At 65.2% G+C, this 14,913-nt stretch carries 14 protein-coding genes; 11 read left to right on the top strand and 3 right to left on the bottom strand.

Translation table 11 applies throughout. The features are described 5' to 3' along the window. Positions 1 to 75: 75 nt before the first annotated feature. Complete coding sequence (locus ORI27_RS08970; RefSeq protein ID WP_265996392.1) at positions 76 to 834, bottom strand: FadR/GntR family transcriptional regulator; 759 nt, start codon at positions 832 to 834, stop codon at positions 76 to 78. Between the two features lie 129 nt (positions 835 to 963). Between ORI27_RS08970 and ORI27_RS08975 the strand changes: the two genes are divergently transcribed. Genes ORI27_RS08975 through ORI27_RS08995 form a run of 5 tightly spaced genes read left to right on the top strand, consistent with a single transcriptional unit; the run spans position 964 to position 6,145 of the window. Beyond that, a complete protein-coding gene (locus ORI27_RS08975) occupies positions 964 to 2,139 on the top strand; it encodes a cytochrome P450 (protein WP_265996393.1) in 1,176 nt (391 codons plus the stop codon). Then, entirely contained in the window at positions 2,121 to 3,179 is a 1,059-nt protein-coding gene (locus ORI27_RS08980; RefSeq protein ID WP_265996394.1) for a dihydrodipicolinate reductase, read from the top strand. The genes ORI27_RS08975 and ORI27_RS08980 overlap by 19 nt, the downstream gene beginning before the upstream one ends. Beyond that, positions 3,176 to 4,294, top strand: coding sequence for an ABC transporter substrate-binding protein (locus tag ORI27_RS08985; RefSeq protein WP_265996395.1), 1,119 nt, complete (start codon positions 3,176 to 3,178; stop codon positions 4,292 to 4,294). Before ORI27_RS08980 ends, ORI27_RS08985 begins: the two co-directional genes overlap by 4 nt. Beyond that, positions 4,291 to 5,376, top strand: coding sequence for a dihydrodipicolinate synthase (locus tag ORI27_RS08990; RefSeq protein WP_265996396.1), 1,086 nt, complete (start codon positions 4,291 to 4,293; stop codon positions 5,374 to 5,376). Before ORI27_RS08985 ends, ORI27_RS08990 begins: the two co-directional genes overlap by 4 nt. Next, positions 5,369 to 6,145 carry an SDR family NAD(P)-dependent oxidoreductase gene (locus ORI27_RS08995; protein ID WP_266073923.1) on the top strand — a complete coding sequence of 259 codons (777 nt, stop codon included), beginning with the start codon at positions 5,369 to 5,371 and terminating at the stop codon, positions 6,143 to 6,145. Before ORI27_RS08990 ends, ORI27_RS08995 begins: the two co-directional genes overlap by 8 nt. 235 nt (positions 6,146 to 6,380) lie before the next feature. Here ORI27_RS08995 and ORI27_RS09000 read toward each other — a convergent pair whose 3' ends face one another. Continuing rightward, on the bottom strand, positions 6,381 to 6,560 hold the full coding sequence (locus tag ORI27_RS09000) for a hypothetical protein (protein ID WP_265996398.1): 180 nt from the start codon (positions 6,558 to 6,560) through the stop codon (positions 6,381 to 6,383). 81 nt (positions 6,561 to 6,641) lie between these two features. After that, on the bottom strand, positions 6,642 to 7,613 hold the full coding sequence (locus ORI27_RS09005; RefSeq protein ID WP_265996399.1) for an SDR family NAD(P)-dependent oxidoreductase: 972 nt from the start codon (positions 7,611 to 7,613) through the stop codon (positions 6,642 to 6,644). A 167-nt stretch (positions 7,614 to 7,780) separates the two neighbouring features. Here ORI27_RS09005 and ORI27_RS09010 point away from each other — a divergent pair, with 167 nt between their 5' ends. From ORI27_RS09010 to ORI27_RS09035, 6 genes are all read left to right on the top strand, one after another. Then, positions 7,781 to 9,424: a nitric oxide reductase activation protein NorD gene (locus tag ORI27_RS09010; protein ID WP_407666268.1), complete on the top strand. Its 1,644-nt coding sequence runs from the start codon at positions 7,781 to 7,783 to the stop codon at positions 9,422 to 9,424. Between the two features lie 86 nt (positions 9,425 to 9,510). Beyond that, positions 9,511 to 10,344: a CbbQ/NirQ/NorQ/GpvN family protein gene (locus ORI27_RS09015; protein WP_265996400.1), complete on the top strand. Its 834-nt coding sequence runs from the start codon at positions 9,511 to 9,513 to the stop codon at positions 10,342 to 10,344. A gap of 82 nt (positions 10,345 to 10,426) precedes the next feature. Then, positions 10,427 to 11,545 carry an ABC transporter substrate-binding protein gene (locus ORI27_RS09020; protein ID WP_265996401.1) on the top strand — a complete coding sequence of 373 codons (1,119 nt, stop codon included), beginning with the start codon at positions 10,427 to 10,429 and terminating at the stop codon, positions 11,543 to 11,545. Then, positions 11,545 to 12,690, top strand: coding sequence for a spirocyclase AveC family protein (locus ORI27_RS09025; RefSeq protein ID WP_265996402.1), 1,146 nt, complete (start codon positions 11,545 to 11,547; stop codon positions 12,688 to 12,690). Before ORI27_RS09020 ends, ORI27_RS09025 begins: the two co-directional genes overlap by 1 nt. After that, positions 12,683 to 13,693, top strand: coding sequence for an SDR family oxidoreductase (locus ORI27_RS09030; protein WP_265996403.1), 1,011 nt, complete (start codon positions 12,683 to 12,685; stop codon positions 13,691 to 13,693). The genes ORI27_RS09025 and ORI27_RS09030 overlap by 8 nt, the downstream gene beginning before the upstream one ends. Further along, positions 13,693 to 14,907: a cytochrome P450 gene (locus tag ORI27_RS09035; protein ID WP_265996404.1), complete on the top strand. Its 1,215-nt coding sequence runs from the start codon at positions 13,693 to 13,695 to the stop codon at positions 14,905 to 14,907. The genes ORI27_RS09030 and ORI27_RS09035 overlap by 1 nt, the downstream gene beginning before the upstream one ends. Positions 14,908 to 14,913: the final 6 nt, after the last annotated feature.

Genomic DNA, 14,913 nt, shown 5'->3' on the forward strand with positions numbered 1-14,913 from the left:
CTCGCCGTGTTCGTCTCAGTAAGGTAGCCGTTTTCGTAGTGACGATGTCTGGCCTCACGGCGGCGTCTGCTGATTTCAGGGCAACAGATCGACCAGTGTCGTCGAGGCGGCGCGGGCCATGGTGCGTGCGAGGAATTGCATGTGGGCTCGCCAGTGTTTTTCGGCTCCGTCGGCGTCGCCGGTACGGAGGAGTTCGACGAGTCGCTGTTGTGATCGAAGGTCTCGACGTCGGGTCGCGGTCGAGGTGAGGTCCTTGTCGGCTCGGGTGACCGCGATGAGCGCGCTGGCCAGGACTGTGTCGAGTATCCCGGCCACAATGCTCAGCGTCTGATTGCCGGACAGTGATAACAACGCTTCATGAAACGCATGGTTGGCCAGGCCAAACGCCTCGTGGTCGTCGATTGCGTCTTCTTCGCGCGCGATCAGTGATCTGAGTTGATCGATCGCGGCCTGCCGCCCTTTGGAGCGGGTCGCGATCACGCGCGTGGCAGGTGGCTCGAGGAGGTAGCGCGCTTCGAATACGTCTGCGAGTGCGACATTCCGGGCGCGCAGGAGCATAGCGGCGGTCCGCGCCGTCATGCGCGCATCGGGGGACCGAACGAATACTCCGCCGCGGACCCCGCGAACCACGTCGATCAGACCCTCGGTCTCCAGGATCCGTAGCGCTTCGCGCATCGATGGGCGTGACACCGCGAACCTCGCGACCAGATCGGGTTCGCGGCCCAACGGGGTGCCGCCCGCGAGCTCGCCGCTGATGATCCGCGCACGCAACTCGGCTGCGATCTGTTCGGGCTTCTCGACCGTCGCAACAGTTGGGGACCTGCGTGCAGTCACTCCGCCTCGCCGCCTCGAACTCCGATGCAAAATATCTAGATATTTCGAGCATAGCATGCTGAAATACATCTAGATATTTCGATGGGAGAGCCGGTGGCAGAAGCGGGTTCCTTACGGGCGGATCGGCCCGTGAGAAAGTTCCAGTTTGTCAGCGGCGGCGCGGGCGCCGGCCTCGACGCCCGGTCACCGCAGCCGGCGAATTACCTACTGGCGCAGCAGGGGTCGGTTGCTCTGGGTAGCAGTGTCATGGTTGGTCGGCGTTCGCTGGTCGGTGCGGCCCTCAGCGACGCCGGAACCTTTTCCTCTTGCGATCTGGTTGAGCAGGGCCAGACCAAACCCCTGATCCCGCTGGGCATCGACCCGCCGGATCACACGCGATATCGCAGGCTGCTGGAACCGATGTTCTCGCCACGGCGGATGGAGGCACAAGAAGCCGACATCGCCGATCGCGTCAACCGATTCATCGACACCTTTATCGATCGCGGCTCGTGTGACTTCACTTCCGAATTCGCTGAACTGTTCCCGTCCTCGGTGTTCCTCGGGCTGATGGGGCTGCCGTGGGAAGAACTCGGGACCCTGGTCGCCATGCGTGACGGACTTCTGCACCCTGGTTCCGATGAGTCGACCTTCGATGAGAAGTTGGCCATCCAACGCGGGACTGCTCAGAACGTATACGCCTTTTTCGATTCTGTTCTCGACCAGCGGATGACGTCGCCACAGCAGGGCCTGATCACGGAACTGGCTCATGCCCAAATCGACGGTGAGCCGGTATCACGGGACGACCTGTTGTCGATTTGCTTCGTGCTACTCACCGCCGGGCTGGACACTGTGACCGACACTCTGACGTGCTTCTGGGCCTATCTCGCTCAGCATGCCGACCAGCGGCGGCACCTGTCCGTCGACCCTGAGGTCATTCCGCGCGCTGTCGAAGAACTTCTGCGCTGGGAAACGCCGGTGCCATGGGCTGTTCGGTGGGCCCGGGAACAGCGCGCCGTCGGCGAGCACGTGATCACGGCGGGCCACCACCTGTTGGTCAACCTCGGCGCGGCGAACGTCGATCCGGAGGAATTTCCCGATCCGCTGACCGTCGACTTCGACCGGCGAGGCAACCGTCACCTCGCCTTTGGTGCAGGCCCGCACCGCTGCCTGGGCTCACACCTGGCGCGCAGGGAGCTGCGAATCGCGTTGCGCGAATGGCATCGTCGTATTCCCGAATACAGCCTCAGTCCCGGCTACGAGGTGCGGTACCGGCCGCCATTGCGATTCGTGCCGGACCTTCAGCTGTCATGGCCCGGGCCATCGTGACTGGTACCCGGGTGGCCCAGTGGGCCACGGGGGCCACCGGCCGGCTTGCGCTACGGGCGGTCATCGATTCGCCAGATCTCGAACTCGTGGGCGTGCGGGTGTACGACGAGACGAAGATCGGCCGCGATGCCGGCGACCTGGCCGACAGACCACCCACCGGGGTGCGGGCCACCGACAACAACTACCAGATCGTCACGTCAAAGCCCGACATCGTGCTCTACATGGGTAGCGTTGAGCGGCATCCGGATACCTGCTTCCGCGACGTGGCCCATCTGCTGAGTTGCGGTATCGACGTCATCGCCACCGGAAGTTCGTTCATCGACGTGTACGGCTTTGATCCGGACCGTGCGAGCCTGATCGAAGCGGCGTGCGTGGACGGCGGCGCCTCGTTTCTCGGTGTCGGACTTTTCCCGGGGTTCTGGGGCGAAGCGGTGGCGCCGGTGTTGTCCCGGCTGTCCTACCGGTGCGGCGAGATCACTGTCCGCGAATCCCTCTCATACGCCGGATACCCCAGTCGCGAGATGATGGTCGACGTGATGGGCTACGGCCATCGGCCGGATTCGACGTCACCGATCCTGAGCGATCCTGAGCGGGCCGGCAAGGCGTTCGTCAGTACCGCGTCCATCATCGCAAAGGCGCTCGGACTCGAGGTGTTGGCATGCCAGCCATTTCGGGAGACCGTGGTTGCTGACCGCGAGCTCCATGTCGCATTCGGAGTGATCCCCGCGGGAACAGTCGCGGCCATCAAACTGGGCGTCCGGGCTGACTGTGGCTCGACGTCGATCTGCGTCGAGCACGTGACCTGGATGAGTCCCGACGTAATGCCCGAGTGGTCCAGGGCTGAGGGCTACGAGATCGAATTCGGGGGAGCGCCCACCATGCGCTGCAACCTGGTGCTGGGCACCAGAGGTGAGGACCACACCGAAATGGGTTGTTTGGCAACGGCGATGCACGCCATCCATGCCATACCTGCTGTTCGCCGGGCAGGGTCGGGCGTTTTCGACCTTGCCGATCTGGATTTCAGGGGAGCTCTACGATGACCTCGAAGTTGGCGCCCGCGCGGATCGGCCTCCTCATCGACTATCTCGACGAGGATGGAAACTTCGATGAGAACATCATGCCGTCCCTGCAACTCGTCGCCGACGAGTATGTCGAACAAGGCCTGCTGGATCGACCGGTCGAATTTGTCGTGCGTGCGGTACAGGGGCTGCCCAACGGCTCGTTCCGTGCGGTGCGGGACGCATTCTTCGAGTTGGTCGCCGAGGACGCTCACGTTATCTTCGGCCCGTGGGTGTCCGAGAACGGCGCGGCACTGCGCCGGTACGTCGAAGACCTCGGCGACGTCGCGTGTATCACGATGGGTGCGAGCGAAACAATGTTGGGGGAGTGGGTCTTCGGACTACCGGCCGGCTCGATGGAGGAAGAGCCGATCATCATCGCGACCGTGGCTGCCCTGGACGGTTGCCGGTCGGTCGGCGTCGCCTACGAGGACTCACTGATCGGAACCGAGTATCTGCGCACCACCCGGGTCGCGTGCGCAGACGCCGGGCTGACCATCACCACCGAAGTGCCGATTCCGCAAGTCCAGTCCGAAAAACGTGCAGCGATGGCCGTGTTAGCCGCCCACCGGCCGGACGGGATCATCCACGTCGGCTTCGGCCTGGGCATCCCCGGGATGAACGAGGCCCTCGCCGACATCGACTGGATGCCGCCCCGATACACCACCACCGCCTTTGAATTCGCGTCAACGAGTTCGTGGTGGCGCAACCAGCTTGCCGGTTGGATCGGCTTGGATCAGTACGACGAGAGAAACCAGACGGGACAAGAGTTTCTGGATCGGTTCGAAGAGCGTCACGCCCGACGGCCCGAGTACTTCTTTCCCGTGTATTGCTACGACGTTGGTCGGCTGATGATGATCGCGCTCGCCGACGCGCGACCGCTGACCGGCATCGGCGTCAAACAGGCGCTCGAGCGGATCAAGATGGTTCCGGCGGCGACCGGCGCTCCCGGTACCCGATTGCGGTTCGGGAAGTACATTCGCCACGGCTGGATGGGCAGCGAGTTTCTGGTGGCGCGACGCGTGTTGCCCGACGCCAGCGGAATCGTCATCCACGGCACCATCGAGGGTCTGCTCGAGCGGCCCGAGCTGTCATGACCGTTCGCGTTGTGCAGTGGGCGACGGGGCCGGTGGGCAAGGCGCAACTTCGTGAGGTCATCGATCGTCCCGATCTCGAACTCGTCGGCCTCTATGTCTACAGCGAATCGAAGGTCGGCACCGACGCCGGCGACATGGTCGGTCGCCCGCCGACCGGCATCACCGCGACCAACGACACGTCAGCGATCCTCGCATTGGACGCCGATCTCGTTCTGCATGCGGCCAGCAAGGCTTTCCCCGGTAACACCAACACCGAGGACATCGTGGCATTGCTGACTTCCGGCAAGACCGTCATCACGACGACCTCGTACAACCATTTGGCGACGTACGACTCCAACGTCGAGACACGCATCAAACAGGCCTGCGCTCATTCGGGTGCACGGTTCCACGCCGCCGGTGAGCATCCCGGCTTCATGTTCGAACGCCTCGCAACCTCGCTCACCGCGCTATCCCGGCGAGTCGACAGGATCACTGTGCAGGAATTCGTCGACTGCCGGGCCATCAGCGCACGCGAGATGCTTGTCGACCTGATGGGCATGGGCAAACCGCCCCACGAAATATCGCCGGAATCGCCTCTGTTCCAGTCGGTCTCGATTCAGTACGAACAGTCATTGGCAGCGGCGGCAGACGTGCTCGGGCTGCGCTTCGACGAGATCCGCAAGGAAGTCCGGACCGCGACACTGCCGTACGACGTCGATGTGGCGTGCGCGACACTGCCCGCAGGATCGGTGATCGGTCAGATCATGTCATGGTCCGCGTGCAGCGCCGGCGTACCGGTTCTGGTTGCCGAAGAGCATTGGACTGCTGTTGCGGAGATTCCAAGCTGGAATCTCGCCCTCGACGGTCAGTTCCTGATCCGAGTTGTCATCGACGGATCGCCGCCGATTCGGCTCGAACTCACGATCGACAACCAAGAAATCGATCTGGACGGTGTAGCGGGTGGCCAGCTTGCGGTGGCGATGACGGCCGTCCGGGCCATTCCCTATGTACTCGCAGCCGCGCCAGGAGTCGTGGTACCGAACATATTCGGTGCCTATCGCTGGCCCGACACGACCGCAGAGAAGGGCACTACAGATGAGTAATCCGCGCGAGTTGTTCGACCTCTCCGGGGAGGTGGCAATCGTCACCGGTGCGACACGGGGTCTGGGACGCGCGATCGCCGAGGGGCTCGCCCGCGCAGGCGCTTCGGTGGTCGTAACCGGCCGAAAGCAGGACCGCTGTGACGAGGTCGCCACCGAGATCCACCAAGCGACCGGTGCAGTGGCGATCGGACTGGCGTGCCACGTCGGTAACTGGAATGACATACCGACCTTCGTTGATCGCGTGGTAGACACGTTCGGCCACATCGACGTGCTGGTGAACAATGCCGGTATCAACCCGGCACTGCAGAGTGCCAGTACGGTCGAGCTCGGTCTGTGGCGCAAGATCTTCAATGTGAATGTGGAAGGCGCGCTGCGAATGAGCCAGTGCGTCGCCCCGATCATGCGCGACGGGGGCGGTGGAAGCATCGTCAACATCGGATCGATGGAAGCTTATGCCTCAACCCCCATTTCGGTCGCCTACGGCGCCGCAAAAGCGGCACTTCGCCATTTGACAGTCTCCATGGCCAACGAGTGGGCCCCCTGGGGAGTCCGGGTCAATATCCTCAGCCCGGGCCCTTTCGCTACCGAGATGATCACCGTCGCCGAGCAATATCAGCCGGGAACCCTGGCGATGCTGGCCGAGGGCAACGCACAAAAGCGAATCGCCGACATCGACGAAATCATCGGTCCGGTGCTGTACCTGGCCAGCCGGGCCTCCACCTACGTGACCGGCGACGACCTCACCGTCAGCGGCGGCATGCGCAAGTAGTCGCGTGTCGCCGGCCGCACCCCCGGCACCATCGCGACGATCTCGTCGGTCAGCTGCGACATCGGTTCGGTGTTCCAGTCGACAACACAGACCCGATCGCCGATCGCCACCGGAACAATGTCATGTGGTTCTCCGGCTGATCGTCGACAGCGCCGTCGCGGTACGCCGAGCGCAGCAGTGCCCGGGTCATGCCGGTCCACCCCCGGGGCATAGCGCTGAATGCAGTCATGAATGTCTATCGGTACCGGTCTTTTTCAGCCGTTCCGAGGAACCGAACCCCCAGATCGACATCGGTGGCCTGAGCGCGCAGCGCCCCCACGGTGAGCTGCTCGGCGGGGATGTGGGAGAACATGTCGAACGAGTACGGTCGCATCGCGTTCTGCTGGGTGATCCGGTTGATCTCGTCGTCGGCCAACCCATCCAGGTAGAGCGACAGCGTTTCGGGTGCGCCCCGCCACCCGGCGCCGCTGGCCCAACGGCAGCATGGTCAGCTCTTTCACTTGTGTGGTTCGGGGAATTCGACTTCGGCACCGCCTGGCATGGCGCTCACGCCGAGGCGATCGCAGACTTCGAGGACCTCATCGACGATCGAGGTTGGCACGATGAAGCTCTCGGTGGCCGATATCTGGCCAAGGTGTTCGTCGATGTCCTCGGCTGCCGGTGCGGCGTCGTGGTCGGCGAGCCAGCCTTCGCTGAGCCCGATGAAAGCACGGGCGTAGCGTCCCGCGCAGGCCGAGTAGGTGCGATGACTGAACGTGCACGACGTGCTTGCCAGGTACACCACCAGGGGCACCACCAGTTCGGGGCGGATGGCGCGCATGAAACCGGATTCGGTGAGGAACTTCTCGTCGCCGACCGTCTCGGTCACCATCCGGGAAAATCCGGTCGGTAGAACGGAATTAGCGAGAATCCCGTGCGCTTCACCCTCGATCGCAATGACATTCGTCAACCCGATGAGGCCGGCTTTGGCGGCCGCGTAGTGCGCTTCCATCGGCTGACCGAAGACACCCGCCGAGGACGAGATGAACACGAACCGGCCACCGCCGTTGGCCTTCATCACCCGATAGGCCGGCTGGGACACATGAAACCCGCCGTCGAGATGGACCCGCAGCATTCGCGTCCAGGCATCGTGCGAAAGGTCCTCGAAGGCAACGCTGCCGAAAATTCCCGCGTTGCTGACGACGGCATCGAGGCGGCCGAAGGAACCCACGGCAGCGTCGACGATCGCCGCGCCGCCCTCGGCGGTGTCGACCGAATCATAGGAAGCAACAGCACGGCCCCCGGCGTTCGTGATCTCACGGACCACCGAATCGGCCACCCCGGTATCGACCCCGTCGCCGCGCATCGTCGACCCGACATCGTTGACGACGACCGCGGCACCCCGCCTGGCGAAATCGAGTGCATAGAGCCGTCCGAGTCCGCGGCCGGCGCCGGTCACGATAGCGACTTGGTCGGTGAAGTCGATCATCTGGTCACCCTTGTGATTTCGGTGCTGATGCGAGCCGACGTCGTGAAGAGGTCGGTTGACTGCCGTGCGGCCGAACTCTACGGTGGAACAGATATTTGGTCAACATTGCCGGTGGCGGGGAGGTGGACGTGGACGACACCGTCGATGACCGGATGCCCGCCCTGGGGATGCTGGCATCGGTGTTGGCGGGCAAGCCGATGGCGGTCTCACCGGTCGGCGACGGGCAGCCCGCGTGGACCGATGGTCAGACGGTCTTCATCGATCCTTCGGCGCCCGTCGGCACGACGCTTGCGGCGGTCGCGGTGCAGGCGTCGCTGGTGGCGGCGGGCAGTCTGGCGGACGGGATCATCCGATCGGTTGCCGGTCACCCGCGGCTGACCCGGCGCTATCTGGCGGTCGAAGGGCATCGCGCGCTGGCCGCCAACGACCACCTGCTGCCCGCGGTGCTGCGGTCGTTGGCGGACCCAGATGTGGCCGGCCGCAGCGATGGCGCGCAGACCTCGCTGGCCATCGCGGTGGCCAAGGAAGGACCGGCCGAGGCGCCCGCGGAGTTCGGAGTCATCCGAGCCGGCAAGATCCGGGCCGCGGCAGAGCGTGCCTCGGCGGACCAACAGTCGGCAGGACACCTGCCGAGAAGTCGCGACCCCCGGCGTGAACTGGCCGAACTCGATGACGGCGAGGCGGACGGCACGGCCGATATGAGCTCGCTCGTGAGCCCGGTGGGTGGCGGGGGATTCGTCGGGAAGTGGTTGGCGAAGATGTTGTCCTCCGCCCGTGGCTCGGGCACCGGCGGTGGGCCGCCGGGCGCCGAGGCGCCAACACACCGCGCGCGCTCTGCCGAGCGGAGCGTGCGCTCGGTGCACTCCTCGACAACCGTCGCCCCGCTCGACGAGATCAAAGACGTCGCACAATCCGGATTCTCCTACCCCGAGTGGGATGTTGGGCACAAGCGGTATCGGAACGATTGGTGCACCGTGCAGGAGGTGCGGCCGCGGGCCCGCTCATCGGCGCCCCACACGATCGAGGCCGGGATCAGCGCGCACCGGCCACTGGCCAGGTTGGGGGTGGGCCTGGACCGTCGTCACCGCCAATACCAGGGTGACGACATCGACATCGATGCGGCAATCGAGGCGCGGGTCGGGGTGCATGCCGGCGCGGTGCCGGACGAGGCCGTGTACCTCGACAGTGTGCGCAGGCGCCGCGACCTGTCCGTGCTGTTGCTGCTCGACGTCTCCGGGTCGGCCGGCGAGCCCGGCAGCCGAGGGCGCACGGTGCATGATCAGCAACGCGCCGCAGCTGCCACGCTCTTGGTGGCGCTGCACGATCTCGGTGACCGGGTGGCACTGTACGGCTACAACTCCCACGGCCGGGGTGCGGTGAGAGTCGTGCCGGTCAAGCTGTTCGACGACCAGCTCGACGCGCGGGTGATCAACCGCCTCAACAGTCTGGAACCCGGGGGGTACTCGCGATTGGGCGCGGCGATTCGGCACGGGGCTGCGGTGGTCGAATCGCGCGGCGGCACGTCACGGCAGCTCTTGGTGGTGATTTCCGACGGTCTGGCCTATGACCACGGCTACGAGCGCAACTACGGGGCTGCGGACGCACGAAGGGCCTTGACCGAGGCCCGTCGCCGGGGCACTGGTTGCGTGTGCCTGACCGTGGGCGCCAGCACCGACGCGGTGTCATTGCGGTCCGTGTTCGGCAGTGCCGCGCATGCGACGGTCGGCGAGGCCGATCAGCTGGTCGGCGTCATCGGGCCGTTGTTCCGCTCGGCGCTGCGATCGGCGGAAGTGCGACGGCGGATTTCGTGACATGCCCTCAGGGAGCAACGTGAACCAAAATTCTGTTCCGCGTTACGCTGCTGCTGCGCAAGGGCCCGGGCGATCGAAGGGACGCCATGGTGATTGAACCCGGTGCGGTGAACGTCAACGGATCGCATGCCGGCTCGACGCGCCCCTATTACCAGCCGGTCGCCGAGGAAGCGGACGTCTTCGAGGCCGCTTACCGCCAGGGTTTGTCCATCGTGCTGAAGGGCCCGACCGGCTGCGGCAAGACCAGGTTCGTCGAGGCGATGGCCCACGACCTGGGCAGGCCGCTGATCACCGTGGCGTGCCACGATGACCTCACCACCGCGGATCTGGTCGGCCGATATCTGCTCCGCGGCGACCAGACCGAGTGGGTCGACGGACCGCTGACGCGGGCGGTCCGCGAAGGCGCCATCTGCTATCTCGACGAAATCGTCGAGGCGCGACAGGACACCACCGTGGTGCTGCATCCGTTGGCCGATCACCGGCGTCAGCTGCCCATCGAGCGTCTCGGCGTGACCCTGGACGCCGCACCCGGATTCGGCCTGGTCGTGTCCTACAACCCCGGCTACCAGAGCGTGCTCAAGGACCTCAAGGACTCCACCCGTCAGCGGATGGTGGCCATCGAGTTCGGTTTCCCCCCGGCGGAGATCGAGGAGGCGATCGTCGCACACGAGGCCGCCGTCGACCCGGCCACCGCCGCGGCGCTGGTGCGGTTCGGGCAGGCGATCCGCCGCCTGGAGACCGGGGGACTGCGCGAGGTGGCGTCGACGCGGGTGCTCGTCGCGGCGGGGCAGTTGATCGCCGAGGGTCTACCGGCTCGCCTGGCCGCCAAGGTGGCCATCGCCGGACCCCTGACCGACGACGTCCATCTGGGCCGCGGTCTGCACGACATGATCGATCTGTACCTCGCGCAGACCCGGTGATTGACCTTACGGGACAGCGCAATTAATATCGGAACAAATATTAGGTATAGCGCCGGTCAGCGCCCGACGGTACGGAGGTCAGATGTCCTACGAGAGCACCGCTGAGCCCATCAAGGTCGGCTACCTGATGGACTTCACCCTCCCGCCGGGATTCCCGGAGGATCTTCTGTCGTCGTTCACCCGCTGCTTCGACCTCGTCTTCGAGGAGGCCATCGCGGACGGCCTCATCGACCGGCCGGTCCAGATGATCTACAAGGAAGTCGAAGGCCTGCCCAAGGGCAGCGTCAAGGCGGTGATCGATGCCTACGACGAACTGGTCGACGAAGGCGCTCTGGTGGTATTCGGACCGAACATCACCGACAACTGTGTGCCGCTCCGCGAGGCGATCGAGGAACGGTTCAAGGTTCCGGCGATCAGCGTCACCGGAACCGACGACTGGCTCGGTGAGTGGACATTCGCGTTTCCCCAGGGCTCGATGACCGACGAGCCGATCTTCCTCGTCGATCTGATCGCGAAGCGCGGTCTGAACCAGATCGGGGTGCTGGCCGAACAGAGCCTGATCGGCGAAAGCTACCTGAAGAATCTCCGAACCGCCTGTCGCCGCAAGGGGATCCGCATCGTCGCCGAAGCGGAGATCGCGCAGACGGCGCAAGACGTCGACGAGGCGGTCCGATCGCTGTACGACGCGAAGGCCGAGGCGATCGCGCACCTGGGCTTCGGCTTCGGGATCGTGTTCGTCAACCCGGCTCTGGAGGCACTCGACTGGGATCCACCGAGGTTCACCACCACCGCATTCCAGAACGCCTGGGTGAACCCGATCATGTGGAACGCCTTCATGGGCTGGATCGGGGTCGACCAATACGACGAGGGCAACCCGATCGGACAGGCGTGGCTGGACCGCTACGCCACGCGCTACGACGGCAGCCGGCCCGAGTACTGCGTGACGGTGGTCAACCACGACGTGGCCGCCACGCTGGTGCGCGCCTTCGCGGACTCGCATCCGCTCAGCCCGCGGGGCGTCAAGGAGGCGCTCGAGCGGGTCAAGATGATGCCCGCGGCCTCCGGGGCGCCAGGAACCCGGGTGTCACTGGGCAAGTGGACCCGGCGCGCCTGGATGGGGTCGGGGTACCTGGTGGCCCGCAGACTCGATCCCGACGGAGTCAATTCGCATCTCGTCGACCGCTTCGGAGAGGAAGGCTGATGACCACGCAAGACGGTGTAACACGAACCGCGGCGCGCGAATCAGTCGGCGGTGCAGGCAAACCACGATCAGGCTGGGGACTCTGGGCCTGTGTACTGGCCTCCCTGGCCTTTGCCGGGCTGTTCATCGCCGTCTGCCGAACCGCGCTCGATCCGCGAGTGGCCAATCCGAACATCGAGGGCCGGCCGCGCCCCGTCGACTTCCTCTTCGGCTACGACAACTGGATGGCATGGGTCCAGATCGGCACCGCCGTCATGCTGGTCCAGCTGCTGGTGATCTTCGTGGTGGCGTGGCGGCGGCATCCGGGCCACCCGGTGATCCTCATGGGCATCTGCACCACGTTGATCGTCTGGCAGGACCCGATCATGAACTGGGCGCCCTATGCCGTCTACAACCCCGATCTACTGCACTGGCCCGAGTCGTGGCCGCTGGTCATGATGTCACCCACCGTCGAACCGTTCATCGTGTTCGGTTACGTCACTTTCTATTTCGGTCCGTATTTTCCCGCGGTCTGGATCCTGCGCAAACTGCAGGCCAGGCGCCAGCCGGACGCCTTCGTGTGGAAACATCCGCTCATCAGCCTTGCGCTGTTGATCCTGCCCATCGGCTTCGTCTTCGACGCCATCCTCGAAGTCACGTCCATTCGCACCGGGATGTACATCTATTCGCAGGTCATCCCCTTCGGGTCGATATTCGCCGGTACGACATTCCAATTCCCGCTGATCTGGGAGTCCTTCTCGGTCACGTTCGTCATGATTCCCGCCGGGATCCTGTGTTATCGCGATGACACCGGTAAGTCGGTGGCGGAGAAGCTCGCCGCCAGGGCGAAGCTGTTCCCGACCAAGCCCGTTCTCGGCACCTTCTTGGTCATGTTCGCAATCATCAACGTCGCATACTTCGCCTACGGCGCCTGGTTCTGGGCGATCAAAGCAAGCGGGCTGGCCACGTCCGTCGCCTGCCCGTGGCCCTATCCGGAGGCCAAAGTGTTCGACCCCCAAGGGTATTACGAAGAAGCCGGTGCCCAGGGCCCGTTCTCGGTCGGCAAGTGGTCCACCTGGCAGTACGCTCTGCCGGACGGACGACCCGACGTGCAGCCCCCGCCACCGGGACAGGGCGCCTGCGCACCCGGGACCGCCAATGGGTGAGCCCCGCACCGTGGTTATCACCGGCGCGGCCCGCGGTCTGGGGTTCGCCTCGGCGGTCCGGCTGTACCGCGACGGCTGGCGGGTGGTGGCCGCCATGCGCACCCCCGATCGCGGCATGCTGCTGCTCCGGGAAGCGACCGGTGCCGGCGAGGACGACGACCGATTGATCGGTGTGCGGCTCGACCTGACGGACAACGCGTCGGTGTCTTCCGCTGCCAAAGCCATTGAGGAACGAGTCGGCGCACCGTACGCCGTGATCCACAACGCCGGAATCTCCTCGGCCGGGATGGCCGAGGAGACCGACGTGGAGCTGTGGCAGCGCATGTTCGCCACCCACGTGATCGGTCCGGTAGCGCTGACCAACGCCCTGATGCCATCGATGAGGGCCGCGGGGGAGGGTCGGATCGTTCTGGTGTGCAGCTCGGCCGGAGTACGAGGCCAGCCGGCCACCGCCCCCTACTCGGCCAGCAAAGGCGCGATGGAACGCTGGGGCGAATCGTTGGCCGCCGAGATCGCGCCTTTCGGTCTCGGCGTGACGGTCCTGATCACCGGCACATATGACACCGAGATCATCACCGATACCGGCACCACCGATGACCGGGACTTCAACGGTCCCTACGCTCGGCTTCATCAGACGATGAACGCCCGTGGCCGCTTCGCGATGAAACTCGCCAGGTCGCCGGAACGGTTCGCCGACGGGCTGGTCAAGGCGCTGGCCGACCGCGCCCCGTTCCGCCGGAAGCCGGTCGGACCGGATGCGTCGATGCTGTTGGTGTCCAACAGACTTCTGCCGTCCTCAGGTATGCACCACATGTCACGAATCGTGCTGGGCATCCCCAGGCAGGGCTCGATGCGCGACGGCGCGTATCCGCTGACCGTGGCCCAGAAGGCGATGGTGCTCGCCATGAAAGTCGTGCCCCAACCGGTGATGCAACGCATCGTCGCGGCCGCGGCCAAGCGTGCCGCTGCGAAACAGCCACCGCAGCAACAGAAGGAGCAGTAATGGAACAACTTTTCGACGACCTCGAGGACTTCGGCTCGTTCGACGACGTCGTGTCCGGCAATGTGCGCGATCCGTTCCCGGAGCTGGCGCGGTTGCGCCGAGAGGAGCCGGTCCAACGCATCGAGGGGTCGGCGATGCCCGGCGAAGAGGGGCTGCCGGTCTTTATCGTGTACCGGTTCGAGGAGGCCCAGCAGATGTTGCGCGACAACGAGACGTTCTCGTCGTCGGGTGTCATCGCCGCCTTCGGCCCGGTGCTGGGGGAGCGGGTGATGCTGGGCATGGACGAGCCGGTGCACGGCCGGTTGCGGGCGCTGATCTCGAAAGCGTTCTCGCAGAAGTCGCTTGCACGCTTCCAGGACGAGCTGGTCGCGCGGGTGGGCAACGAGCTGATCGACTCGTTTATCGCCAACGGCAGGGCCGATCTGGTGAAGGAATTCACGTTCACCTATCCGAGCCGGATCATCGCCGGGTTGCTCGGCCTGCCCGAGGAGGACTACCCGCAATTCCAGCGCTGGTCGATCTCGCTGCTGAGCTGGATCATGAATCCCGAACGTGGCCTGGCGGCGTCGGCCGCACTGGTCGAGTATTACCGGCCGATCCTGGAGGCGCGCCGGGCCGAGCCGCGCGATGACCTGATCAGTCTGCTGGCCGCCGCGGAGATCGACGGCGAGAAGCTGGCGGATGAGGAGATCTTCTCGTTCCTGCGACTGCTGCTCCCCGCCGGGGTCGAAACGACCTACCGATCGTTGGGGAACCTCCTGTTTGCGATGCTCTCGGATCCGGCTCAGCTGGCTGCGGTTCGCGACGACCGCTCACTGCTGCCGCAGGCCATCGAGGAAGGCGTGCGGTGGAATCCGCCGCTGCTGACCATCACCCGGGTCGCCACGCGCGATACCGAACTGGCCGGCGTGCCGATCCCGGCGGGCGCGTCGGTGATGCCGATGCTGGGTGCGGCGAACCGCCAGGAGGACCGCTTCCCGGATCCCGACACCTTCGACCTCTTCCGCGAAGCGCGCAGCAACCTCGGCTGGGGTTACGGCGTGCACATATGCCTCGGCATGCATCTGGCGCGTCTCGAGATGCGGACCGCGGTCAACCTGTTGCTCGACCGCCTGCCCAACCTGCGGATGGACCCCGATGGGGACGATCCACACATCCGCGGACAGGTGTTCCGGTCGCCGACGTCGCTGCCGGTGCTGTTCGACCCTCGGTAGCGGATC

The organism is Mycobacterium pinniadriaticum (assembly GCF_026242045.1).
In the GTDB taxonomy this organism is placed as follows: Bacteria; Actinomycetota; Actinomycetes; order Mycobacteriales; family Mycobacteriaceae; genus Mycobacterium; species Mycobacterium pinniadriaticum.

Bases quoted from the DNA above. Each gene is read 5' to 3' on its own strand.
- ORI27_RS08990 (WP_265996396.1), top strand. From the start codon at position 4,291: ATGACCGTTCGCGTTGTGCAGTGGGCGACGGGGCCGGTGGGCAAGGCG.
- ORI27_RS08985 (WP_265996395.1), top strand. From the start codon at position 3,176: ATGACCTCGAAGTTGGCGCCCGCGCGGATCGGCCTCCTCATCGACTAT.
- ORI27_RS08980 (WP_265996394.1), top strand. From the start codon at position 2,121: ATGGCCCGGGCCATCGTGACTGGTACCCGGGTGGCCCAGTGGGCCACG.
- ORI27_RS09005 (WP_265996399.1), bottom strand. From the start codon at position 7,613: ATGATCGACTTCACCGACCAAGTCGCTATCGTGACCGGCGCCGGCCGC.
- ORI27_RS09025 (WP_265996402.1), top strand. From the start codon at position 11,545: ATGACCACGCAAGACGGTGTAACACGAACCGCGGCGCGCGAATCAGTC.
- ORI27_RS09015 (WP_265996400.1), top strand. From the start codon at position 9,511: ATGGTGATTGAACCCGGTGCGGTGAACGTCAACGGATCGCATGCCGGC.
- ORI27_RS08995 (WP_266073923.1), top strand. From the start codon at position 5,369: ATGAGTAATCCGCGCGAGTTGTTCGACCTCTCCGGGGAGGTGGCAATC.
- ORI27_RS09020 (WP_265996401.1), top strand. From the start codon at position 10,427: ATGTCCTACGAGAGCACCGCTGAGCCCATCAAGGTCGGCTACCTGATG.
- ORI27_RS09010 (WP_407666268.1), top strand. From the start codon at position 7,781: ATGCTGGCATCGGTGTTGGCGGGCAAGCCGATGGCGGTCTCACCGGTC.
- ORI27_RS09030 (WP_265996403.1), top strand. From the start codon at position 12,683: ATGGGTGAGCCCCGCACCGTGGTTATCACCGGCGCGGCCCGCGGTCTG.
- ORI27_RS09035 (WP_265996404.1), top strand. From the start codon at position 13,693: ATGGAACAACTTTTCGACGACCTCGAGGACTTCGGCTCGTTCGACGAC.